The 23,700-nt window shown below is 72.5% G+C and carries 21 protein-coding genes and 1 pseudogene; 20 read left to right on the forward strand and 2 right to left on the reverse strand.

The window, feature by feature from the left end; genetic code table 11:
* The first annotated feature begins 29 nt into the window (after positions 1–29).
* The 7 genes from SM573_RS12145 (at position 30) to SM573_RS12175 (ending at position 8,070) form a co-directional block, all read left to right on the forward strand.
* Positions 30–890 carry an Fpg/Nei family DNA glycosylase gene (locus SM573_RS12145; RefSeq protein WP_474616103.1) on the forward strand — a complete coding sequence of 287 codons (861 nt, stop codon included), beginning with the start codon at positions 30–32 and terminating at the stop codon, positions 888–890.
* 266 nt (positions 891–1,156) lie between these two features.
* Positions 1,157–2,728: a sugar transferase gene (locus SM573_RS12150; protein WP_474613577.1), complete on the forward strand. Its 1,572-nt coding sequence runs from the start codon at positions 1,157–1,159 to the stop codon at positions 2,726–2,728.
* A gap of 43 nt (positions 2,729–2,771) precedes the next feature.
* Entirely contained in the window at positions 2,772–3,998 is a 1,227-nt protein-coding gene (locus SM573_RS12155; RefSeq protein WP_474613502.1) for a sensor histidine kinase, read from the forward strand.
* Between the two features lie 17 nt (positions 3,999–4,015).
* A complete protein-coding gene (locus tag SM573_RS12160) occupies positions 4,016–4,777 on the forward strand; it encodes a LytR/AlgR family response regulator transcription factor (RefSeq protein ID WP_076473892.1) in 762 nt (253 codons plus the stop codon).
* 165 nt (positions 4,778–4,942) lie between these two features.
* Positions 4,943–5,605 carry a DUF5701 family protein gene (locus SM573_RS12165; protein ID WP_474616104.1) on the forward strand — a complete coding sequence of 221 codons (663 nt, stop codon included), beginning with the start codon at positions 4,943–4,945 and terminating at the stop codon, positions 5,603–5,605.
* A gap of 424 nt (positions 5,606–6,029) precedes the next feature.
* Positions 6,030–6,428, forward strand: coding sequence for a DUF485 domain-containing protein (locus SM573_RS12170; protein WP_474613575.1), 399 nt, complete (start codon positions 6,030–6,032; stop codon positions 6,426–6,428).
* A gap of 1 nt (position 6,429) precedes the next feature.
* Positions 6,430–8,070, forward strand: coding sequence for a sodium/solute symporter (locus SM573_RS12175; protein ID WP_474613500.1), 1,641 nt, complete (start codon positions 6,430–6,432; stop codon positions 8,068–8,070).
* A gap of 26 nt (positions 8,071–8,096) precedes the next feature.
* Here the strand turns inward: SM573_RS12175 and SM573_RS12180 are convergent, their stop codons facing one another.
* A complete protein-coding gene (locus SM573_RS12180) occupies positions 8,097–8,969 on the reverse strand; it encodes a hypothetical protein (protein ID WP_474616105.1) in 873 nt (290 codons plus the stop codon).
* Positions 8,962–9,462 (reverse strand): SigE family RNA polymerase sigma factor, encoded by a 501-nt coding sequence (locus SM573_RS12185; RefSeq protein WP_474613498.1) that lies wholly within the window; start codon positions 9,460–9,462, stop codon positions 8,962–8,964. The genes SM573_RS12180 and SM573_RS12185 overlap by 8 nt, the downstream gene beginning before the upstream one ends.
* 163 nt (positions 9,463–9,625) lie before the next feature.
* Between SM573_RS12185 and SM573_RS12190 the strand changes: the two genes are divergently transcribed.
* From SM573_RS12190 to SM573_RS12250, 13 genes and pseudogenes are all read left to right on the forward strand, one after another.
* A complete protein-coding gene (locus tag SM573_RS12190; RefSeq protein WP_474616106.1) occupies positions 9,626–10,390 on the forward strand; it encodes an ABC transporter ATP-binding protein in 765 nt (254 codons plus the stop codon).
* Positions 10,375–12,069, forward strand: a complete 1,695-nt coding sequence (locus tag SM573_RS12195) for an ABC transporter permease (RefSeq protein WP_474616107.1) — start codon at positions 10,375–10,377, stop codon at positions 12,067–12,069. Before SM573_RS12190 ends, SM573_RS12195 begins: the two co-directional genes overlap by 16 nt.
* 120 nt (positions 12,070–12,189) lie before the next feature.
* Positions 12,190–13,053, forward strand: coding sequence for an alpha/beta fold hydrolase (locus SM573_RS12200; protein WP_474613495.1), 864 nt, complete (start codon positions 12,190–12,192; stop codon positions 13,051–13,053).
* A 135-nt stretch (positions 13,054–13,188) separates the two neighbouring features.
* Positions 13,189–13,740 (forward strand): annotated as a pseudogene (locus SM573_RS12205) (flavin reductase family protein); the annotation flags it as partial.
* A 162-nt stretch (positions 13,741–13,902) separates the two neighbouring features.
* The gene (locus SM573_RS12210; RefSeq protein WP_474613494.1) at positions 13,903–14,265 is read left to right on the forward strand and encodes a DUF485 domain-containing protein; all 363 of its coding nucleotides are present in this window, start codon (positions 13,903–13,905) and stop codon (positions 14,263–14,265) included.
* The gene (locus SM573_RS12215; RefSeq protein ID WP_474613493.1) at positions 14,243–15,916 is read left to right on the forward strand and encodes a solute symporter family protein; all 1,674 of its coding nucleotides are present in this window, start codon (positions 14,243–14,245) and stop codon (positions 15,914–15,916) included. The genes SM573_RS12210 and SM573_RS12215 overlap by 23 nt, the downstream gene beginning before the upstream one ends.
* A gap of 166 nt (positions 15,917–16,082) precedes the next feature.
* Entirely contained in the window at positions 16,083–17,057 is a 975-nt protein-coding gene (locus SM573_RS12220) for a UDP-glucuronic acid decarboxylase family protein (protein ID WP_474613492.1), read from the forward strand.
* Positions 17,058–17,133: 76 nt separating this feature from the next.
* The gene (locus SM573_RS12225) at positions 17,134–18,366 is read left to right on the forward strand and encodes an LCP family protein (protein WP_474616108.1); all 1,233 of its coding nucleotides are present in this window, start codon (positions 17,134–17,136) and stop codon (positions 18,364–18,366) included.
* Between the two features lie 212 nt (positions 18,367–18,578).
* Entirely contained in the window at positions 18,579–19,793 is a 1,215-nt protein-coding gene (locus SM573_RS12230; RefSeq protein ID WP_474613490.1) for an LCP family protein, read from the forward strand.
* 206 nt (positions 19,794–19,999) lie between these two features.
* The gene (locus SM573_RS12235) at positions 20,000–20,938 is read left to right on the forward strand and encodes an LCP family protein (protein ID WP_474613489.1); all 939 of its coding nucleotides are present in this window, start codon (positions 20,000–20,002) and stop codon (positions 20,936–20,938) included.
* Between the two features lie 58 nt (positions 20,939–20,996).
* A complete protein-coding gene (locus tag SM573_RS12240) occupies positions 20,997–21,332 on the forward strand; it encodes a rhodanese-like domain-containing protein (RefSeq protein WP_474616109.1) in 336 nt (111 codons plus the stop codon).
* Positions 21,333–21,342: 10 nt separating this feature from the next.
* A complete protein-coding gene (locus tag SM573_RS12245; RefSeq protein ID WP_474616110.1) occupies positions 21,343–22,137 on the forward strand; it encodes a glycerophosphodiester phosphodiesterase in 795 nt (264 codons plus the stop codon).
* Positions 22,138–22,192: 55 nt separating this feature from the next.
* On the forward strand, positions 22,193–23,647 hold the full coding sequence (locus SM573_RS12250) for a PAS domain-containing sensor histidine kinase (RefSeq protein ID WP_474613486.1): 1,455 nt from the start codon (positions 22,193–22,195) through the stop codon (positions 23,645–23,647).
* The last annotated feature ends 53 nt before the right edge of the window (positions 23,648–23,700 follow it).

Raw genomic sequence — 23,700 nt, forward strand, 5'->3', positions numbered from 1 at the left:
CTCACGGCAAAGAAGGCTACCGTTGTGTCGTGCCCGAACTACCGGAGGTTGAGGCGCTCGCGGGTTACCTGCGTCAGCGCGCGGTGGGGCGGCGGGTCGACCGGCTCGAGGTCGCGGCGATCAGCGCCCTGAAGACGTACGACCCGGCGCCGACCGCCGTGGCCGGCCGAGCCGTGGTGGACGCGCGCCGGCACGGCAAGTTCCTCGACGTGGTCTTCGAGGGCGACCTGCACCTGGTCGTGCACCTGGCCCGGGCGGGCTGGCTGCACTACCGGGAGGCGTTCCCGAGCGCCACGCCGCTGCGGCCCGGCAAGGGTCCGATCGCGCTGCGGGTACGCCTCGACGACGGGTCGGGCTTCGACCTGACCGAGGCCGGCACCCAGAAGAAGCTGGCCGCGTACCTGGTGACCGACCCGGCCACGGTGCCCGGGGTCGCGAAGCTCGGCCCGGACGCGCTCACCGCCGACCTGCCCACGTTCACCGAACGGATCCGCAGCCGGCGGGGGCAGGTGAAGGGGGTGCTCACCGACCAGACCGTGCTGGCCGGGGTGGGCAACGCGTACTCCGACGAGATCCTGCACGCGGCGAAGCTCTCCCCGTTCGCCCTCACCGACCGGCTCACCGACCCCCAGCTGGCGACCCTGCACGCCGCGACGCGGCAGGTGCTCGGCGACGCGGTCAGCCGGTCGCTGGGGCAGCGGGCCGCGGAGCTGAAGGGCGAGAAGCGCTCGGGGCTGAAGGTGCACGCCCGCACCGGGCTGCCGTGCCCGGTCTGTGGCGACACCGTCCGGGAAGTCTCCTTCTCCGACTCCAGCCTCCAGTACTGCCCCACCTGCCAGACGGGCGGCAAGCCCCTCGCTGACCGACGGCTGTCCCGGCTCGTACGGTGAGTGACGCCACAGGCCGACTACGGAGCGAAATCGACGGGATTACCCGCAACTCACGCTCCGCGGCTCTACCGACCCCGCCCTCCGTCGGTATAGTGGCCCGGTCCCCGGCTTCTGACATGGCGTGGAGCCGGCCAGATCCCGCCGGCACCAGCGGGGCGCGGAAGTCCTTCGGGTCCGGCGCCCGGCCGGGTGCCGCGTGGGAGACTGGGACGGTGGGCGACGCGGCCCCTCACGACGAGTGATCGGCACGCGTCATGCGGGAGGACATGGGTGAGGTGACGGCAAGCCTCCAGCGCCCGGTAACCAACACAGGCCGGAGCGAACTCGTGCGGCACGTCGACAGCTTCGAGATCCAGCCGCCGACGCCGCCGTCGCACAACGGCGTACCCAGGTCGGCGTGGGCCCGGGCCCGTCGCCGTGTCTCGCGCTGGCACCGCCCCTACACCATCGCCCTGCTGCTGCTCGACTTCGCGGCCGCCGCGTTCGCGAGCTTCACCGCGATCCACACCTTCGACCAGGCCCGGTCCGGCTTCTACAACGCCAAGGAGGACCCGACCTGGTTCTTCACCGTGGCGTTCGTGCTGCTCCCGCTGGGCTGGCTGGTCATCCTCTGGGGCAACCGGGCCTACGACCGGCGTTACCTGGGGCTGGGCCCGGACGAGTTCAAGCGGGTGATCCGCGCGGGCGTCGCCGTCGCGGCCACGGTCTCGTTCCTCGCCTTCGCCACCAAGACCCAGCTCTCCCGTTACACGGTCGGCACCGCGCTGCTCGGCGCGCTCCTGCTGATCCTGCTCGGGCGCATCCTCGCCCGGTTCGTGCTGCACGTGGTGCGGCGCAACCTCAGCCAGGGCGGCCACCGGATGGTGCTGGTCGGCACCCTGCCCGAGTGCCTGGAGGTCTACCGGGCGGTCACGCGCAGCCCGGCGGCCGGGCTCGTGCCGGTCGCCATCCATCTCACCGACGGCTACGCGGCCGCCCGCGGCATGCAGACACCCGTGCCGGTCTACACGGGGCGCGACGTGCTCGCGCTGGTGCGGGAGGTGGGCGGCGACACCATCGCCGTGTGCGGGTCGGCCAGCGCCGAGCCGGGCGAGCTGCGCCGGCTGGCCTGGCAGTTGGAGGGCTCCGGCGTCGACCTGGTGGTGGCGCCGCAGTTGACCGACATCGCGGGCCCCCGGGTGCACATCCGCCCGATCGAGGGCCTGCCGCTGCTGCACGTCGAGGAGCCGACCCTGTCGGGTCCGGCGCTGCTGGCCAAGAACGTGATGGACCGGTTCGTGGCCGCTCTCGGGCTGCTGCTGCTGATCCCGGTCTTCGCGGCCATCGCGGTGGCCATCAAGATCTCCGACCGCGGGCCGGTCTTCTTCCGCCAGCCGCGGGTGGGGCACGAGGGGCGCACGTTCCGGGTATGGAAGTTCCGGACGATGTACGTCGACGCCGAGGAGCGGCTCGCCAGCCTGGTCGACCAGAACGAGACCGACGGCATGCTGTTCAAGATCAAAGAGGACCCGCGGGTCTTCCCGGTGGGCCGCTTCCTGCGCGCCTCCTCGCTGGACGAGCTGCCGCAGCTGATCAACGTGCTCTGGGGCGAGATGTCGCTGGTCGGGCCGCGCCCGCTCCCGGCCGACGATGGCGACTTCCTCGGCGACGTACGCCGGCGGCTGCTGGTGCGCCCCGGCATGACCGGGCTCTGGCAGGTCTCCGGCCGCTCCGACCTCTCCTGGGACGAGGCGGTCCGGCTCGACCTCTACTACGTCGACAACTGGTCGCTCGCGTACGACCTGAGCATCCTCTGGCGCACCGTCGGGGTGGTGCTCGCCCGCAAGGGCGCGTACTGACGGCGTCTGGCGCAGCCGTCCGCGAACCGCCAGGATTCTCGGCGTGGGTGGCAACCTCTCGGCCGTCTTCGCTGTCGTGTCGCTCGTCAGCGCGCTCGTCGCGGCCCTGTACGCGGTCGGGCGGCTGCGCGCCCGCCGGGGCATCGCCACCGCCACCCAGCGGGCCACCTACGAGGTGCTGCACACGGCCGGGCTGGCCGCCGAGCCGCTCCGGGCGGGGCTGAGCGAGGCCGGGGCGGCGAAGGCCGTACGGCATCTGCGGGCCCTCGTGGGCGCGCCCGGCCTGGCCCTCACCGACCGGGAGACGCTGCTCGCCCTCGACGGGCGCGGCGCGCACCACGGCGAGCAGCTGGTGGGCGCCGCCCGCCGCGCGGTGGCGTCCGGGCGGTCCACGGTGCTCGGCGAGTCGGAGCTGTCGTGCGACCGGGTCGACTGCCCGGTGCGGGGCGCGGTCGTCGCCCCGCTGACCGGCGCGGACGGGCGGGTGGTCGGCGCGCTGCTGGCGGTCGCCGACGGTCCGCCCGCCCCCGGTCTCGTGCAGGCGACGCTGGAGACCGCCCACTGGGCCGGCAACCAGCTCGCGCTCGCCGAGCTGGACTCGTCGCGGGAGCGGCTGGCCCGCGCCGAGATCCGGGCGCTGCGGGCCCAGATCAGCCCGCACTTCATCTACAACGCGCTGACCGCGATCGGTTCGTTCGTGCGGACCGACCCGGAGCGCGCCCGCGAGCTGATCCTGGAGTTCGCCGAGTTCACCCGCTACTCGTTCCGGGCGCACGGGGAGTTCACCACACTGGCCGAGGAGCTGCGCTCGATCGACCGCTACCTGACCATCGAACGGGCCCGGTTCGGTGACCGGCTCCAGGTGCGGTTGCAGATCGCGCCCGAGGTGCTGCCCGTGACCCTGCCGTTCCTCTGTCTCCAGCCACTCGTGGAGAACGCGGTCCGCCACGGGTTGTCCCGCAAGCCGGGGACGGGCATGGTGAGCATCGAGGCCCGGGACGCGGGAGCCGAGTGCCACATCACGGTGGAGGACGACGGGGTGGGAATGGATCCGACCACGCTGACCGCCGGCATCGCGGAGCTGGCCCGCAGCACCGGGGATCCCGGGGAGGATTCCGGCCAGCACGTGGGTCTCTCCAACGTCGACGAGCGGCTCCGGTCGGTCTTCGGGGACCGCTTCGGGCTGGTCGTGGAGACGGGGCTGGGCTCGGGTACGAAGGTGAGCATGCGGGTGCCGAAGTTCCACCCGGGCGTCCGGGCGGGCTCGTGAGCGAGCGGATCAGCGCCGTGAACCCGTCCGGCTTCCTGCGGGTGCTGGCCGTCGACGACGAGCCGCCGGCCCTGGACGAGCTGGCCTACCACCTGCGCGCCGATCCGCGGGTGGCGCGGCTGCACACCGCCGGGGACGCGACGGAGGCCCTCCGGCTGCTCCGCGACGGCGACGTGGACGTCGTCTTCCTGGACATCCGGATGCCGGGGTTGGACGGGATGGAGCTGGCCCGGGTGCTGCGCCGGTTCGCCCGGCCGCCGGCGATCGTCTTCGTCACCGCGTACGACGACGGCGCGGTCGACGCGTTCGACCTGGGCGCCACCGACTACGTGCGCAAGCCGGTACGCGCCGACCGGCTGGCCGAGTCGCTGCGCCGGGTGATCGGCTCCCGGGTGGTGCCGTCGCACCCGGCGGCGCTGGCCCGCGCCGAGGAGGACCCGACCATCCCGATCGAGCTGGCCGGCACGACGCGGATGCTGCCCCGCTCCGCGGTGCGGTGGGTGGAGGCGCAGGGCGACTACGCCCGGCTGCACACGGCCGACGGTTCGCACCTCGTCCGGGTCTCGCTGGCCACGCTCGCCGAGCGGTGGGCGGACGCCGGCTTCGTCCGCATCCACCGGTCGTACCTGGTGCAGTTGAAGCTCATCGCCGAACTGCGGCTGGTCAACTCCGGCTACGTGGTGGTCATCGACGGCACCGAGTTGCCGGTGAGCCGCCGGCACACCCGTGAGTTGAAGGACAAGCTCGTCCGCGCGGCCAAGCAGGACTGGAACCGCTGACCGCGGCGCGGCCGCGCCCGACCCACCGTGCCGCCCCCCTTGCGATACCGCGACACGGCGTCGCCTGCGCCGGGACGGCGTGGGTTCCGACCGTCCCGTCGAAATCGCTACGGGAGCCGGGAATAGAACCCGCTCGCCGTACGCTGTACGGTACTCCGTACGAGAATGGAGGCCGCCTTGTTCGACGCCGCGACCGAATTCGACCGCCAACTCGACCGCCTGGTGGCGCTGGGCTACCCCGCGCTCGCCGACCTCCGCGAGGACACCTTCCGCAACCTCGTCGCCCCGCTGCGCGCGGCGGCCGTCACCGGCGCGGCGGGCCTGCCCGCCCCGACCGAGGGGCGGGTGCCGTTCCTGCTGGTGATCACCCGGGACCTGATCCCGGTGGAGGAGCGGCTGGCGCTCACCACGCTGGCCGGCAAGCGCAAGCCCGGCTTCCTGGACCGGCACTATCCCGAGGGCGACCTGGCCCGTTTCGATCCGATCAAGGAACTGGAGGTGCCGGAGGGGCCCGCGTACCTGCTCTTCGACGTCGACCGGGGCGAGGAGACGCTGAACCTCGCCCCCGCGTCCGCCATGGAGGTGATCACCGGCCAGGGCCGGCTGCCGCTCACCATCGACGAAGGGCTCGCCTTCGTCACGCTGCACCCGGCGGCGTTGGCCAAGAACAAGTGCTTCTCGCTGGTCGGCTCCCGCTGCGGTGACAAGCGGGTGCCGGCGCTCTGGATCAGCCAGGGGGCGCCGAAACTCGGCTGGTGCTGGTACGGCAACCCGCACACGTGGCTCGGCTCGGCGTCCGCCCACCCGGAGCGCGTCGGCCTGTCGTGACCGGATCGGCCGGCACGTGACGGTCCAGGGAGACGGCCGAGCAGGAGAGCGGGGACCGGAGCGGCCCCGCTCTCCACCGGGTTATCCACAGGGGTGACGGGTTCTCCACAGGTTATTCACAACGCGCCCCACCGATCTCCACGGCGGCCCCTACGGCGAGGCCATGAGGGAACACCGCCGGATCCTGGCCCCGAGGACGAACGGGCCATCGCCGCGCGGCGCAGGCGGCCGGCCTTGACGCGTACCGTGCCGCACGGCGGCCGCGCCACCGGCCGTTGCCGGTCGGTCCTGCCCGGTGGGTCGCTCGTGCTGACCGCCAAGCGCTTGACATTCCCATCGATAGGACGAGACTGCCGGGGTGGCCGCCACCGACGATCACCCGCCGGTGCCCGGACCGGGGCGCCGCCCCGGTGCGCCGGAGCCGGTGCGCCCCGCCGAGGAGCGACCGGCGGTGCCCCAGCCGCGGGCCCGGATCGTGCTGGCCGAGGTGTCCCGCGGGGAGGACCGGGGCGACCGGACACGCGCCGAGTTGGCCCAGCAGACCCGGGTCGGCGAGGCGCTCGTCCGTGGGCTCGTCCGCGCGCAGCTCGCCCTGGCGCTGCGGCTCTCGCTGGTGGTGATGATCGGGCTCGGCGGGCTGCCCTGGCTGTTCGCGATCGCCCCCTCGGTCGGCGAGGTGGCCGTACTGGGGGTGAAGCTGCCCTGGCTGCTGCTCGGAGTGGCGAGCTTCCCGTTCCTGATCGGCGTCGGCTGGGCGTACGTGCGGCTCGCCGAGCGCAACGAGCAGGACTTCACCGACCTCGTCCAGCGTCCGGAGCGCTGAGGTGGAGAACGCTCTGGTCATCCCGGCGATCGTCGCCGTCACGCTGCTCACCGTCGGCATCGGCTTCTACGGCCTGCGGCTGGCCCGGACCACCTCCGACTTCCTCGTCGCCTCCCGGACGGTCAGCCCGACCTGGAACGCGGCGGCCATCGGCGGCGAGTACCTGTCGGCGGCGTCCTTCCTCGGCATCGCCGGACTGATCCTGAAGTACGGCGTGGACGTGCTCTGGTACCCGGTCGGTTTCGCCGCCGGCTACCTCGCCCTGCTGCTGTTCGTGGCCGCCCCACTGCGCCGCTCCGGCGCGTTCACCCTGCCCGACTTCTGCGAACTGCGGCTCGGCTCCCGGCGACTGCGCACCCTCGCCACCGTCTTCGTGATCTTCATCGGCTGGCTCTACCTGGTGCCGCAGCTCCAGGGCGCCGGGCTCACCCTCTCCACGGTCACCGGCTCCGCGTACCCGGTCGGGGCGGTGCTGGTCGCCGTGGTCGTCACCGCGAACGTGGCGTTGGGCGGGATGCGGGCCATCACCTTCGTCCAGGCCTTCCAGTACTGGCTCAAGCTCACCGCGCTCGCCGTACCGGCGATCTTCCTGGCGCTGCAGTGGCAGGCCGACGCCCGCCCGGCGGTGACTCCACCGGAGGGTCCGACGTTCCGGACCGCGACCAGCGTCGTGGTCGAGCACCCCGCGACCCTCACCTTCCCCGACGGGGAGGTGCGTGAGGTACGCCCCGGCGAGACGGTCACGTTCGCGGCCGGTGACCCGGTGCCGGAGGTGACCGGCGTGACGATCGACGCGACCGACTGGCTGCTGCCGAGCACCGCCGGGGACGACGACCGCGGCCTGTTCGCCACGTACTCGCTGATCCTGGCCACCTTCCTCGGCACCATGGGGCTGCCGCACGTGCTCGTACGCTTCTACACCAACCCGGACGGCACGGCGGCACGCCGTACCACCCTGGTGGTGCTGGCGCTTGTCGGCGCCTTCTACCTGCTCCCCACCATCTACGGGGTGCTCGGCCGCGTCTACACGCCGCAGTTGCTCGTCACCGGCCAGACGGACGCGGTCGTGGTGCTGCTGCCCGAGGCGGCCCTCGGCAGCGGGCCGACCGGGCGGCTGCTCGCCGCGCTCGTCGCGGCCGGCGCGTTCGCGGCCTTCCTCTCCACCTCGTCCGGGCTGCTGACGAGCGTCGCCGGGGTGATCTCGACGGACGTGCTCGGCCGCGGCTCGGTACGCGGCTTCCGGCTGGCGACGGTGATCGCCGGGGCGGTGCCGACGGTCCTCGCGTTGAACCTCTCCGGGCTGGACGTCTCGCAGGTCGTCGGGCTCGCCTTCGCCGTGGCCGCGTCCAGCTTCTGCCCGCTGCTGGTGCTCGGCATCTGGTGGCGCGGGCTGACCGACCTGGGCGCCGCCGCCGGGGTGCTGGTCGGCGGCGGCGCCGCGATCGGGGCCGTGCTGGTCACCGTGGTCGGCCCGCCGCTCTCCGGGTGGCCCGCGACGCTCGTCGCGCAGCCCGCCGCCTGGACCGTGCCGCTGGCGTTCACCGTCACCGTGCTGGTGTCGATGGCCACGCGCCGCCGCGTACCCGCCGACATCGGGGCCACCATGCTGCGCCTGCACGCCCCGGACACGCTGCGCCTGTGACCCGGCGCCGGGTCCGCGGCCCGGCTTCAGCAGGCGTCCGTGCCGCGGCAGAGCCGTTCGGCCGTCGGACGGGCATACCCGCGCGCCTCGGCGGGGGTGGCCTGGCGGTCCAGCAACACCTGCGCCACGAGATCGCCCTGACGGACGAGGATCCACCGGCTCGGGACCCCCTCGATCAGCGAGCCCACGAACAGCGACTCGTCGCCGGCCAGCCCCTCGGCGAGGATGGACAGCGAGCTGCCCGAGCCGCCCGGATCACAGGTACGGACCAGCTCACGGACCCGGTCCATGGTCGTCGAGGCGGAGTCGCCGGCGTGCCGGGTGACCCGCTGGACGAGGCGGTCCGTGGGCGAGTCGAAGACGCGGAACCGTTGGGCGACCTGCCGGACGGAGAGCGTCGGTGGGTCGTTGCGGCAGGAGGTCCTGAGCGACTCCAGGGTCCAGTCCCCCTCGTCGACGCCGTCGCGCACGGCGAACCCGTCCGGCAGGTCGGCGAGCTGGAGCATGGCCGCGGCCGGGATCGCCGGATCGCCCGGGGTGGCCGTCCGTCCGCCGTCGCTGCTCGTCCCGCCCGACGGCGACCGGCTGGTCGGGCTACCGCTACCCGGCGTGGGGTCGGCACTTCGGCTGGGGCCGGTCGAGGGCGTCGGGGTGGGGGTCGCGCGGGGGGTCGGCGTCGGTGTGTTCGTGGCGGGCGGCACGGGTGGCACGGTGTGCGGGCCGCGGGCCAGCGCGACCGCGCCGGTGGCGACGACCGCCACGGCGACCGCGCCGGCCAGGCCGGCGGCGATCCGGGTACGACGGGTCCGCTGCCGCCCCCGCTGACGGACCTGCTCGACCGGCGCCCACCGCAGGTTCTCGGTGTCCCGGTACAGATCGGTGAAGAGCGAGTCAGGCATTGGTCGCCTCCTCGGGCAGGGTGGTGTCGAGCAGGGTGGCCAGTGCCCTGCGGCCCCGGGCGAGCCGGGCCTTCACGGTTCCGGCCGGGGCACCGGTCTGGGCGGCGATCTCGGCGACCGACAGATCGGCCAGGTGGTGGAGCACGATCGCCTGTCGCTGCTCCTCGGGCAGGCGGCGCAGCGCCGCCACGAGAGCGATGGTGTTCTCCGAGGGTGGGCCGGTCGCCGGAGCGGGACCGTGCCGGCGGTACGCGACGAGCCCATTGCGGATCTTGCGCCAGCGATTGATCATCAGTCGCTGGCCGACCATCCGCACCCACGCCTCGGGATCGCCGTACCCGCTGATCCGCTCCCAGCGCTGCCAGGCGCGGACGTACGCCTCCTGGGCCGCGTCCTGCGCCTCGGACAGATCGCCCCCGAGCGCGTAGAGCACGGTGACCACGCGGTGTCGCGTGGCCCGGTAGAACTCCTCGAATCCCTCGTCGCCGTTCACGTCCCCTCCCCGTCACGATCCCTGGGTCCATCACCCCACAGACGGCTGCCCGGTTGCGCCCCCGCACACGGTTCTGCGCGATACGCGCGTACACCTCGCGGATGACAGGAGGTCATTCCGCCGCCTGACCTCCGGCTCGCACCCGCGGGATAGGTTCGGACGCATGACCGATGAGCACACGGCGCTGTCCCTCCGTGGCCTGGCCAAGCGGTTCGACGGCAAGGTCGCGGTGGCGGGCGTCGATCTGGACGTACCGGCCGGCTCGTTCTACGGCCTGCTCGGGCCGAACGGCGCCGGCAAGACCACCACGCTCTCCATGGCGGTCGGGCTGCTGCGGCCGGACGCGGGCCAGGCCCGGGTGCTCGGACAGGACGTGTGGCGCGACCCGATCCGCGCGAAGCGGCTGCTCGGCGTCATGCCCGACGGCGTACGCCTCTTCGACCGGCTCAGCGGCGCCGAGCTGCTGGCGTACCACGGGCTGCTGCGCGGGATGGACCCGGCGGTGGTCGACCAGCGGGCCGCGGAGCTGCTCGACGTGCTGGCGCTCGGCGACGCCGGCCGCACCCTGGTCGTGGACTACTCGGCCGGCATGAAGAAGAAGATCGGCCTGGCCTGCGCGCTGCTGCACGGGCCCCGGCTGCTCGTGCTGGACGAGCCGTTCGAAGCGGTCGACCCGGTCTCCGCCGCGCTGATCCGGGACATCCTCCAGCGCTACGTCGGGAGCGGCGGGACGGTGGTCTTCTCCAGTCACGTCATGGAGGTCGTCGAGCGGCTTTGCTCGCACGTGGCGATCCTCGCCGAGGGGACGATCAAGCGGGTCGGCACGATCGACGAGGTGCGTGGCAAGCGCTCGCTGGAGGAGGTCTTCGTCGAGGTGGTCGGCGGCCGGACGGCGACCGGCGAGGAGCTGGCGTGGCTGTCGAACTGACCGCGCCCGCCGCGCCGGCCCGTCGCGTCTCCGCGCGACACTTCGTCCGGCTGAAGCTGCGCGTGATGGGCAACAACTTCCGCGGCCAGGGCTGGCGGATCGCGCTGTTCGTGGTGGGCGCGGTGGTCGGGCTCTGGTTCGCCGCGAGCGGCTTCTTCCTGTTCGCCGCGCCCGGGCTGGCCGACAGCGACCGGTACGCGCTGCTGGTCGCCGCGTTCGGCGGCGGTCTCGTGGTGCTCGGCTGGCTGCTGCTTCCGCTGGTCTTCTTCGGGGTGGACGAGACCCTCGACCCGGCCCGCTTCGCACTGCTGCCGTTGCCGCGCCGGACGCTGGTCACCGGGCTGCTCGCGGGGGCCCTGGTGAGTGTCCCGTCGGTCGCGGTGCTGCTCGCGCTCTGCGGGCTCGTGGTCACCGCCGGTGTGCTGGGCGGTGCCGCTGCCGCCGCCGTCCAGGTGATCGGGGTGGTGGCGGGACTGCTGGTCTGTGTCGCCGCCGCCCGGGCGGTGACCAGCGCCTTCGCCTCCATGCTGCGCTCGCGCCGGGTCCGTGACCTGGCCGCCGTGCTGCTCGCGGTGGCGGCCGCCCTGCTCGGCCCGCTACAGATCGTCGGCGTGTCGGCACTCCAGGACACCGACTGGGACCGGCTCCGCGGGGCGGCCGAGATCGTCGGCTGGACCCCGTTCGGTGCTCCGTGGACGGTCGGCATCGACGTGGCGGAGGGCCGGGCGTGGGCCGCGCCGGTCAAGCTGCTGATCACCGCGCTCACCCTCGTGGCGCTCCTGGTCTGGTGGTCCCGGTCACTGGAGTCGGCGATGGTCGGCGCGGCGAGCTCCGGGCCGGCACCGGCCGGAGGCGGGGCCGTCGGCGGCGCGGTGTCCCAGCTCTTTCCGCGCGCCGTGGCGTGGTCCCGTCGGGACCGGTTCGGCGCCCTGGTCGCCCGGGAAGCCCGCTACTGGTGGCGGGACGCCCGTCGGCGGGCCAACCTCATCACGGTGGCCGTGGTCGGCATCTTCGTCCCGGTGCTGGTCAACCTCGGCGGTGCCGGCTACGACGTGGGGTCGGGCGAGCGCCTGGTCCCGGCGGCGGGCGAGACGTCGCCGCTGCTGGTCAGCATCTCGATGCTCTTCGTGGGCGTGCTGGCCGCGGTCACGCTGGCCAACCAGTTCGGCTTCGACGGGAGCGCGTACGCGGCCCACGTGGTGGCCGGGGTGCCGGGGCAGCAGGAGCTGCGCGCACGGATGACCGCCTTCTCGATCTACGTGGTGCCGATGCTGGCGGTCATCTCCGTGGTGATCGCCGTGGTGCTCGGCCGGCCGGGGTGGATCGGCCTGACCGCCGGTGGCCTCTTCGCCAGCTACGGCGCGGGGCTCGCGGTGAACAGCTTCGTCTCGGTGCTCGGGGCGTACTCGCTGCCGGAGACGAGCAACCCCTTCGCGCTGAACACGGGCGCCGGGGTCGCCAAGAGCTTCCTCACCCTGCTCGCCATGCTGAGCACGGCCGTGGCCGCGGTGCCGATGGTGGTGGCCGCGGCGCTGCTCGGCGACGTGTGGCTCTGGCTCGCCCTGCCGGTCGGTGCCGCGTACGGGCTGGGCGTGGCGCTGCTCGGCGCGTACCTGGCCGGGGACGTCCTGGACCGCCGCCAGCCGGAGCTGCTCGCCGCCGTCACTCCTCGCCGGTGACACCGGCCGTCGACGGCGACCGGCACGTACGCACCCGATCCGGTGCGCACCGGCGAAACGCCGGCCCGGGTTCCGGCCCGCTCGTTACGGTGCGGTGAGCCGTGACAAGGAGCAGCCGCGATGGGCGTCTCGACCCGCTACCGCACCGCGCGGGTCGACGGGCTGTCCATCTTCTACCGGGAGGCCGGTCCGCCCGACGCACCCGTCCTGCTGCTCCTGCACGGCTTCCCCTCCTCGTCGCGGATGTTCGAACCGCTGCTCGAACGGCTCGCCGACCGGTTCCGGCTGATCGCGCCCGACTACCCGGGATTCGGGCACAGCGACGCGCCCGAGCCGGGGCGGTTCACGTACACCTTCGACCGGATCGCCGAGGTGATGGCGCGCTTCGTGGCCACGATCGGGGTGGGGCGTCATCTGCTGTACGTCCAGGACTACGGCGGCCCGGTGGGCTTCCGGATGGCGCTGGCGGATCCGGGCCGGCTCACCGGCCTCGTGGTGCAGAACGCCGTGGCACACGAGGTCGGGCTCGGGCGGCTCTGGGACGTCCGCCGGGAGTTCTGGCGGGACCGGGCGGGTCGCGAGGCGGCCGTCCGGGAGAACTTCCTGTCCCTCGCGGCGGCGCGCACCCGGCACGTCGGCACCGACCCGGACCCCGAGCGGTACGACCCGGACCTCTGGACCGACGAGCACGCCTTCCTCAGTCGCCCCGGGCAGGCCGAGATCCAGCTCGACCTCTTCTACGACTACCAGACCAACGTGGCGTCGTACGGCCGGTGGCAGGAGTGGCTGCGCCGGAGCCGGCCGCGGCTGCTCGTGCTGTGGGGGCGCTACGACACCTCGTTCGAGGTGGCGGAGGCGGAGGCGTACCGCGCGGACGTGCCGGACGCCGAGGTGTACGTCCTGGACGGCGGCCACTTCCTGCTGGACACCCGGGCCGACGAGGTGGCCTCGCTGGTCCGCGGCTTCGCGTCCGCCGGCAGGTGAGTGGGCCACCCGGCTTCGCGTCCGCCGGCAGGTGAGTGGGCCACCCGGCCTCGCGTCCGCCACCCGGCCTCGCGTCCGCCGGCCGGGCCGGTCCGCCGTCCGTCGTCGTGCCCCGGCTTCGCGTCCGCCGGCCGGTGGGGCCGCCGCGCGGGCACAATGTTTCACGTGAATCATCAGCCGGGCGCCGAGATCCACCACACCGATCCGTTCGCCGTGCCGGCCGGGCAGCGGTCCCCCGCGCGACGGCTGCGGGGACGCCTGGCCTCGCCCGTGACGCTCTGGACCGCGCCCGGGCCGGCCGGGCTCACCGTCTCGTCCACGCTCGTGGCCGAGGGTGAGCCGGACCGCCTCCTCGGGTTGATCGACGCCGAGTCGGACCTGTGGGCGGCGGCGGAGTCGGCCGGGCGCTTCGCGGTGGCGCCGCTGGGCCCGGCGCACCGGCAGCTCGCGGACCGGTTCGCCGGCCTCTTCCCGTCGCCCGGTGGGCTCTTCGCGAGCGGCACCTGGACGGACACCCCGTACGGGCCGGTACCCGCCGACGCCGGAGGGTGGGCCGGCTGCCGGCTGGACACCGCGCGGGAGTACGGCTGGGCGCTGCTGATCGAGGCGACCATCGAGGCGGTGGAGTTGGTGGACGAGAGCGCGCCGCTGCTGCACTACCGGGGCCGCTACCGGGAGCTGACCTGACGGCCACCGACCGCTCAGCGGGGTGACCTGAGTCACTCGGCGCAGCGAACCCGCCGTTCGGCGCAACCGCCGACCAACGACGATCTCGGCCTTCCGTGCCGGGGAGCGCGCTTCTTACGGTGCGCGGAAATCCCCGACGCCTGTGAAGGTGGTGATCCACAAATGTCCACGGACACACCCGCGCCGGCCACGCCCGCGCCGGACCGGTACCTGGCCGTACAGCGGTCGGACGAGTTCGCCGGGTTGCGTCGCGCCCTGCGCGGCTTCGTCTTCCCGATGACCGTCGCGTTCTTCCTGTGGTACGCGCTCTACGTGATCCTCTCCGCGTACGCGCGGGACTTCATGGGCACGAAGCTCGTCGGCAACATCAACGTGGCGCTCGTCTTCGGGCTGCTCCAGTTCGTGTCCACCTTCGTGATCGCCTGGCTGTACTCCCGCTTCGCCGACCGCAGGATCGACCCGGTCGCCGACCGGATCCGCGCCGAGATCGGGGAGGTGACCCATGAGGATGGTCCTCGCGGCTGAGGCGGGCGACACCACCGCCCGCAACCTCACCATCACGCTCTTCCTGATCTTCGTGGCGATCACGCTGGCCATCACCATCTGGGCCAGCCGGCAGACCAAGACGGCCACCGACTTCTACGCCGGCGGCCGCTCCTTCAGCGGCTTCCAGAACGGGATGGCGATCGGCGGCGACTACATGTCGGCCGCCTCGTTCCTCGGCATCGCCGGCATCATCGCCCTCTACGGCTACGACGGCTTCCTGTACTCGATCGGCTTCCTGGTCGCCTGGTTGGTGGCGCTGCTGCTCGTCGCCGAACTGCTGCGCAACTCCGGCCGCTACACGATGGCCGACGTGCTGGCCTTCCGGATGCGTCAGCGTCCGGTACGCACCGCGGCGGCGGTCTCCACGATCACGGTGTCGATCTTCTACCTGCTGGCCCAGATGGTGGGCGCCGGCGCCCTGGTCGCGCTGCTGCTCGGCATCCGGCCCGGCACCACGTTCCTCGGCATGGACGCGGACGCCGCCAAGATCGCCACCATCATCCTGGTCGGCGCTCTGATGATCATCTACGTCACGGTGGGCGGCATGAAGGGCACCACCTACGTGCAGATCGTCAAGGCGTTCCTGCTGATGGGCGGCGCGTTGATCATGACGCTGCTCGTGCTCGCGAAGTACAAGTTCAACCTCTCCTCGCTGCTCGGCGACGCCGCGTCGTCCTCGGGCAAGGGCAGCGCCTTCCTCGAACCCGGGCTCCGCTACGGCGTCGAGGTGGCCGGCAACGCGACACAGACCTTCTACAACAAGATGGACCTGCTCTCGCTCGGCATCGCCCTGGTGCTGGGCACCGCCGGCCTGCCCCACATCCTGATCCGCTTCTACACGGTCCCGACCGCCAAGGCCGCCCGCAAGAGCGTCCTCTGGGCGATCGGCATCATCGGCACGTTCTACCTGCTCACCCTGGCCCTCGGCTTCGGCGCCGCGGCGCTGGTGGGCGGTGAGGCGATCACGGCGCAGGACCGGGCCGGCAACACCGCGGCGCCACAGCTGGCCGAGGCACTCGGAATCGACTTCCTCGGCGGCGACCTGGGCGGCGCGGCACTGCTCGCGGTGATCGCCGCGGTCGCCTTCGCCACCATCCTCGCCGTGGTCGCCGGGCTGACGCTCGCGTCGTCGTCCAGCCTGGCGCACGACTTCTACGCCAACGTCATGAAGGACGGGCAGGCGTCGGAGCGGCAGGAGGTGAACGTCGCCCGGATCTCCGCGCTGGTGATCGGTGCGATCTCGATCGCGCTCTCCATCTTCGCGCAGAACCTGAACGTCGCGTTCCTCGTGGCGCTGGCGTTCGCCGTGGCGGCCTCGGGCAACCTGCCCGCGATCCTCTACAGCCTGTTCTGGAAACGGTTCAACACCTCGGGCGCGGTCTGGGCAATCTACGGCGGCCTGCTCGCCGCGGTGGTGCTGGTGTTCTTCTCGCCCGTGGTCTCGGGGGCGCCGACCGCCATGTTCCCCGAGCACGACTGGCAGTGGTTCCCGCTGTCCAACCCGGGCCTCATCTCGATCCCGTTCGGCTTCCTCTGCGGCTGGGTCGGAACCCTCCTGTCGAAGGAGCACGACGAGGAGAAGTACGCGGAACTGGAGGTGCGGGCCATCACCGGGGCCGGCGCGCACTGAACGACGGCACGTCACCCGCGGGTCCTCTCCCCTGGTGGGAGGGGACCCGCTCCCGTCGAGGCCCGGCGACGACCGGCCGGCGTGGTGAGGCTCCGCCGGGCGGGGTGGGGCGTCCCGGAGAGTGGCCGGCAGCCGTGGTCCGGCGACGCTGAGTAGGCTGATCGGCATGAAGGTTTCCCCCCGCTTCGGCTCCGGTCACCGAATCCTCGTCACCGGCGGCGCCGGCTTCGTGCCGTCGCACCTGGTGGACGCCCTCATCGGGCGAGGCTGCACCGTGGTCGCGCTGGACAACTTCGTCACCGGTTCGAAGGAGAACATCGCGCACCTGCTGGACAGGCCGACCTTCACGCTGGTCGAGGCCGACATCTCCGACGGGCTGCCGGCCCACCCGGCGCTCGCCGAGCGGTTCGACGCGATCCTGCACATGGCCTCCCCGGCCAGCCCGACCGACTTCGAGAAGCTGCCCGTCGAGATCCTCCGGGTCGGTTCGGTCGCCACCCTGCACCTGCTCGACCGCGCGCTCGCCGACGGCGCCCGGTTCCTGATGGCCTCCACCTCCGAGGCGTACGGGGACCCGAAGGAGCACCCGCAGCGCGAGACGTACTGGGGCAACGTCAACCCGATCGGCATCCGCTCCGTCTACGACGAGGCCAAGCGCTTCTCCGAGGCGGCGACCATGGCCTACCACCGCAGCCACGGCCTGGACACCGCGATCGTGCGGATCTTCAACACGTACGGCCCGCGCATGCGACCCGACGACGGCCGGGCCATCCCCACCTTCATCTCCCAGGCGCTGCGCGGCGAGCCGATCACCGTGCACGGCACCGGCAACCAGACCCGCTCGATCTGCTACGTGGAGGACCTGGTCCGCGGCATCCTGCTGCTGCTCGACTCGACCGAGACCGGCCCGATCAACTGCGGGACGGAGCACGAGATGAGCATGCGGCAGCTCGCCGAGACCATCGTGTCGCTCTGTGGCAGCAGCTCCGAGGTGACGTACGTCACTCGTGGCGCGGACGACCCGGAGATGCGCCGACCCGACCTGACCCTCGCCCGCGAGCGTCTCGGCTACGAGCCCACCGTGGCGCCCGAGGAGGGCCTGCGCCGCACCATCGACTACTTCCGCGGCCGACTGGGCTGACCGGAGGCGGCACGCCCGAGGCAACCTGAGTGTCGCCTGAGGGCGGCGATGGCTCGGGCTACGTACCCTGAGTTACATGTCAGCCACCTCCTCCGCCGGCGATCCGTACCTGCACCGCACCTCCGGGCGGGCCTCGGTGCCCGGCTCCACCCGCGGCGTCAGCGGGCGCGCCCGCCCGTCCGACACGCGGCGCCCGTCGTACGACGAGGAGCCGCTCGGCGGTGGGCCGGGCGGACCGGTCGGGCCCGGGGGACCGGGCGGACCGGGCGGACCCGGAGGCGGCGGCCGTCCGGGGCGTCGCGGACCGCGGCCCCGGTGGGGGCGGATCGGCCTGGTGGCCGGCGTGGCGGTGCTGGTGCTCGCGCTGCTCGGCGGCATCGGCGGCTGGCTCTACGTGCGCAACCTGGACAACGACCTGGCCCGGACGGACCCGTTCGCCGAGATCACCGCGGGGCGGCCGACCAAGCCGGTCGAGGGCGCGCTCAACATCCTGCTGGTGGGCAGCGACTCCCGCGACCCGGACGCCCCAATCGACCAGGCCGGCGAGTGGCGGGCCGACACGATCATCGTGATGCACATCCCGGCCAACCACCAGGAGGCCTACCTGGTCTCCATCCCGCGTGACCTGTACGTGCCGATCCCGGAGAGCGCCGGCGCCGCGTGCGACTCGGGCCGGCGGGCGAAGATCAATGCGGCCTTCGCGTTCGGCGGCCTGCCGCTCGCGGTCCGCACCGTCGAGTGCTTCACCGACGTCCGGCTGGACCACGTCATGGCGATCGACTTCGCCGGCTTCAAGGAGGTCACGGACGCGCTGGGCGGCGTCGACCTGAACGTCGAGCGGACCATCACCTCGATCCACAAGCCGTACCGCACCTTCACCAAGGGCATGAACCACATGAACGGCGCCGAGGCCCTGGACTGGATCCGCCAGCGCAAGCAGTTCCCGGACGGGGACTTCGCCCGGATGCGTCACCAGCAGGAGTTCCTGCGCGCGCTCATGGACAAGGCGGCGAGCACCGGGACGCTGAGCAACCCGAAGAAGCTGAACGCCTTCCTCCAGTCGGTGACCGACGCCGTCACCGTCGACCGGGGCTTCTCGTTGGTCGACATGGCGGTGCAGTTCCGCAACCTGCGAGGTGAGAACCTGACCTTCGTCACCAGCCCGAACTCCGGCAGCGAGATGCGGGACGGGGAGTCGGTGGTGGTCTCCGACCGGGAGAAGGCCCTGGCGATGTACCGGGCGATGTCGGCCGACACGATGGCCGACTGGGTGAAGGCCAACGAGCAGAAGAACACCGACGGCGGCTGAGAGTCGCCGGCCGGGCCTGGGAACCCGGAGCTGGCGAGAAAGTTTCCAGTTTGTGAAAGCCAGCCCCCGAGCGGTCGCAATCATGCTGGCCGATCGGTCAAGATGCGTGGTGCCCGCCCGGATAGCGGCAATTTGCGTCCTGACGAACTCGCCAGGAGCGCGAAGTGTCCGTACAGTGGTCCCGCCCCCTGACAACGCGAACTGGAGCACGCATGCCGGTTCAGACCAGCCATCGCACTCCGTCGCTGGATCCCCCTCGTCGGTCCGCCGGCGGTTCCGCGGCCATCCCCTCGCAGCCGCGCAAGCGGGGCGGCGACCCGATCCCACCGACGAAGCGGAAGCGGCGCAAGGACCCGCTCTGGGCGCGACTCACCGTCGTCTTCGGCGCGGTGCTCATGCTGACCAGCGGCGTCGCCATCGTCGGCAGCAAGGCGGTGATCAGTCAGGCGACCGGCAGCATCTCGCAGCGCAACCTGCTGGGCGACGCGAGCAAGACGGACGCCGAGGGCGGCGCGAGCCTGGACGGCCCGATCGACATGCTGCTGCTCGGCGTGGACGCGCGGGTGGGTTGGGCGGCCGACGACGTCCGGTCGGACTCGATCATCATCCTGCACATCCCGGCCACCCACGACCAGGCGTACCTGATCTCCATTCCCCGGGACACCGAGGCCCACATCCCGGCGGACAAGAGGGCCGGCTGGGGCGGCGGCACCGAGAAGATCAACGCGGCCTTCCAGATCGGCGCCCGCAACGGCGGCGGCTGGGAGGGCGGCGCGCAGATGATGGCGAAGACCATCAAGGGGCTCACCGGAGTGAGCTTCGACGGCGCCGCGATCATCAACTTCGGCGGCTTCAAGAAGATCATCGACACCCTCGGCACCGTGCGCATCTGCGCGAAGCAGGAGGTCAAGTCGATCCACATGTCGTACGTCGACGGCAAGCCGATGTTCAACGCGGACGCCAAGAAGACCGGCAAAGAGATGACGCCCGTGGTGCACAAGAAGGGCTGCCAGGAGATGAGGGGCTGGGCAGCGCTCGACTACGCGCGGCAGCGCTACGGCCTGGCCAACAGCGACTACGACCGGCAGGCGAACCAGCAGCAGCTGATCAAGGCCATGGCCAAGAAGGCCACGCAGAACGGCATGCTGACCAACCCGCTCAAGCTCCAGCAGCTGATCAAGGCGGCCGGCGAGGCGCTCGTCCTCGACACCGGCGGTGTGAAGATCGAGGACTTCGTCTTCACCATGCGGGGCGTGACCGGCAACGAGCTGACCACGCTCAAGACCAACAACGGCACCTTCAACGGCAACGGCGCGGGGCGCGAGGTGCTCAGCGAAGAGACGCTGCAGATGTTCAAGGCCGTCAAGGAGGACAAGCTCGCCGAGTTCGTCTTCTACCACCCGGAGGTCATCTCCAACCGGAAGTGACCGGCCGGGGAAAGTCGGCAAAGCGGACCAACGATCGTGGCCCCACCCGTAGCCTGACGTGAGCAGCGTTCACGTACTGGCGTCGGGGAGGGGCCACGTCCAGGTCGGGCCAGGACGACGAGGAGCGGACCGGGGCGGACGCCGCGGCCGCACGGCCCGGACGCGCCCGCTGGTACCGGGTCCTGCTCGGGACCGGCCTGACGCTCGTGGTGCTGGCCGGGCTCGCCGTCTTCGGGCTGCGGGCGCTCACCGACCGGTACGACCGCACCGTGCTGAAGGAGCACCTGCTCGACGCCAGCGCCCGCAACGAACGGCCCGACCTGGACGGGCCGCTGAACTACCTGCTGATCGGCACCGACCGGCGGCCCGGTGACAACACCACCGAACAACGGGCGGACACCATCCTCATCGTGCACGTGCCGACCGGCCTGCGGCAGGCGTACCTGGTCTCCATACCTCGCGACCTGCTCGTGGCGATCCCCGCCGGGAGCGGGTACGCCGGCGGCCAGGACAAGATCAATGCGGCGTACGAGCACGGTGGCGGCGGAGAGGCCGGCGCCCAGTTGCTCTCCGCCACGCTGACCCGGCTGACCGGGGTCCGCTTCGACGGCGCCGCCCTGGTGGACTTCTCCGGCATCCGTAAGGTCGTCGACCTGCTGGGCGGAGTCCGGATGTGCGTGGACCGGGAGGTCCGCTCGATCCACACCGACCGGGTGTTCAGCCCCGGCTGTCGGCAGATGGACGGCGCCGAGGCGCTGGACTACGTCCGGCAGCGCTACGACCTGCCCGGCGGCGACTACGACCGGCAGCGCCACCAGCAGCAACTGCTGCGGGCGATGCTGGACCGGGCCGGCGAGACCCGGTTGCGCAGCAACCCCGTCAAGCTCGACCAGGTGATCCGGGCCGTCGGCGGCTCGCTGACCGTGGACACCAACGGAGTGGCCCTGGAGGATCTCCTCTTCGCCCTCCGCGGGCTGCCCGCCGACGGCCTGCACGGCGTCCAGGTGCCGTCGTATCCGCAGGTCATCGACGAGGTGTCGTACGTCGTGCTGGACAACGGTGGCAACGGCCTGTTCGACGCCGTCCGGGGCACCCGGATGCCCGGCTGGGCGCAGGCCAACCCGCGCTGGATGGTCCGGTTGTGACGGCGGAGACGGCCTGGTCCCCGCCGATCCCGTCGACGAGGATCTAGGCTTGGTAGCCGTGTTCGGATCCCAGGTTCCCACCGTGACCGTGACCGAGATCGTCGACGAGACGTACCTCCTCGACGTCCGCGAGGACGACGAGTGGGCGGCGGGCCACGCGCCCGGCGCCCACCACCTGCCGATGATGGAGCTGCCGGCCCGGCTCGCCGAGATCCCCATGGACCGGGACGTCGCCGTCATCTGCCGCTCCGGCGGACGCTCCGCCCAGGTCGTCGCGTACCTGATGCGCAACGGCTGGGAGCAGGTGCGCAACGTCGCGGGCGGGATGGGCGAGTGGGCCGCCGCGGGTCGCCCCGTGGTCGGCGAGGACGGGCAGCCCGGCCGGGTGCTCTAGGGCGGCGGGCATGGGCGACCAACCCCTGGTGTTCGCGCACCGCGGTGCCTCCTACGACCTGCCGGAGCACACGCTGGCGGCGTACCTGCGGGCCCTCGCCGAGGGTGCCGACGGCCTCGAGTGCGACGTGCGGCTGACCCGCGACGGGCACCTGGTCTGCGTGCACGACCGGCGGCTGGACCGCACGAGCAACGGCCGGGGGCTGGTGAGCGCCCGCACCCTCGCCGAACTGGAGACGCTCGACTTCGGCTCCTGGCACCCCGGCTGCGCACCCGCCGACGGAGACGAGCCGCCGGATGAGTCGCACACCCGGCTGCTCACCCTGGAGCGACTGCTCGACGCGGTACTGGCCGCCGGGCGCCCGGTCCGGCTGCTGATCGAGACGAAGCACCCGTCCCGCTACGGCGGAGACGTCGAACGGCGGCTCGTCACCCTCCTGCGCCGGTACGGGCTCGCCGAACCGGCGCCGGACCACCCGGTCCAGATCACCGTGATGTCCTTCTCGCCGCGGGCCGTCCGCCGGATCCGCGACCTCGCCCCGGCCCTGCCCACGGTCCTGCTGCTGGACGTGCTGCCGCCCTGGATGCGGCTCGGTCGGCTGCCGTTCGGCACGCGCATCGCGGGGCCGGGCATCGCGCTGGTCCGGGCCCGTCCGCAGCTGCTGCCCACGCTGCGAGCGGCCGGCAACCAGGTGTACGTCTGGACAGTGAACGAGCCGGAGGACCTCGACCTCGTCCTCACCGCCGGGGTGGACGGGATCATCACCGACCGACCGGCCCAGACCCTCGCCCGCCTGGGGCGCTGATCCTCCGCCGGCCCGGGGGGTGCCCAAAATTCGGTCGGCGGGGCACACTCGGGGCATGCCGGAGCGCATCGATTTCGCGGCTCTCATCGCCGGCCACACGGTGGTGATCGAGATGATCAACTCCGGTGACGCCGGCCTTCCCGTCCTCACCCAACTGCTACGGGTGGCCCAGCCGGCGCTGGGCGCCGCGGCCATGGCGTTCGTCGAGTTCGGGCCCACCGGCGGCCGGGTGATCTCGGCGACCGGCGCCGCCGAATGGACGGTGGGCCGTCCGCTGCCCGCCAACGACCCGGCCACCGTGTGCCTGCTCGCCGGCCCGCGGGTGCGGCAGGTCCGGACGGACGAACTCGCCGGCAAGCTGCCCACCGAGCTCTCCGACCGGGGCCTGCGCCAGATGGTCGTCTCCCGGGCGGAGATCGGCGGCTACACCGTCGGCAGCCTGCACGCCCTCTACGCCGACGACGACGAGCCCGACGCCGAGCAGCACGCCGTCATCGCGTACCTCGCCTCCTGCATCGCCCACATGTACGGCGACCAGACCGGGTTGCCCGTACACGGCGACGGCCCGGTCGTCGCGGCGCTCGCCGACGGCCTCGCCGTGGTCGACCGGGACGGCCGGGTGCGGCTCTGGAACCCGGCGGCCGGCCAGGTGACCGGTCAGGCCGCGCCCCAGGCGCTCGGCAGACCGTTGCCGTTCCCCATCCCCCCGTCCGGGCAGGTGCTCGACCACCGCCTCCCGGACGGCCGCTGGCTGCGGATCACCTCCGGCGACCTGCCCGGCCCGGGCGACCTGCGGGTGGTGACCTTCCGCGACATCACCGACCAGCAGCGCCGGGACCACGAACGGGACCTCTTCGTGGCGGTGACCAGCCACGAGCTGCGGACTCCGGTCACGGTGATCAAGGGGTACGCGGACACCCTCACCGACCACTGGGAGTCGCTCACCGACGCCGACCGACGTCAGGCCGCACGGGTGATCGGCCAGCGCGCGAACGAGCTGGCCCGCCTGGTCGACCGGCTGCTCACGTCCGCCGCCGAGTCGGGGCCCGGCGACGAGCCTCCCGCCCCCTTCGACCTCGGCGACGCCCTACGGGCCGCGGTCCGCGACCTCCCCGGCGAGCTGCGGCACCGGCTGACCGTCCACCTGCCGACCGACCTGCCCAAGGCGCTCGGCCACCGGCCGAGCCTGGCCACCGTGCTGACCGAGCTGGTCACCAACGCCGGCAAGTACTCGCCACCGGGCTCACCGATCGAGATCGGCGCCCACGTCGACGGCCAGATGGTCTCGTTCCGGGTGAGCGACCGGGGCATCGGCATCCGCCCGGAGCACGTCGAGCGGGCGTTCGACCGGTTCTGGCAGGGCGAGTCCGGCGACCGCCGGGGCTATCCGGGGGCCGGACTCGGTCTCTATCTCGTCCGCCGGATCGTTGAACAACAGAATGGATGGGTATCCCTCCGACCGAGGACCGGTGGCGGTACGGTCGCAGAGGTGCGGTTGCCGCGGGGATGACCTGCGGCGGCGTGGGGGCGTGAAGGGACGACGGTGGCGAGGGGAACGGGCGA

This window comes from Micromonospora xinjiangensis (genome assembly GCF_056150165.1).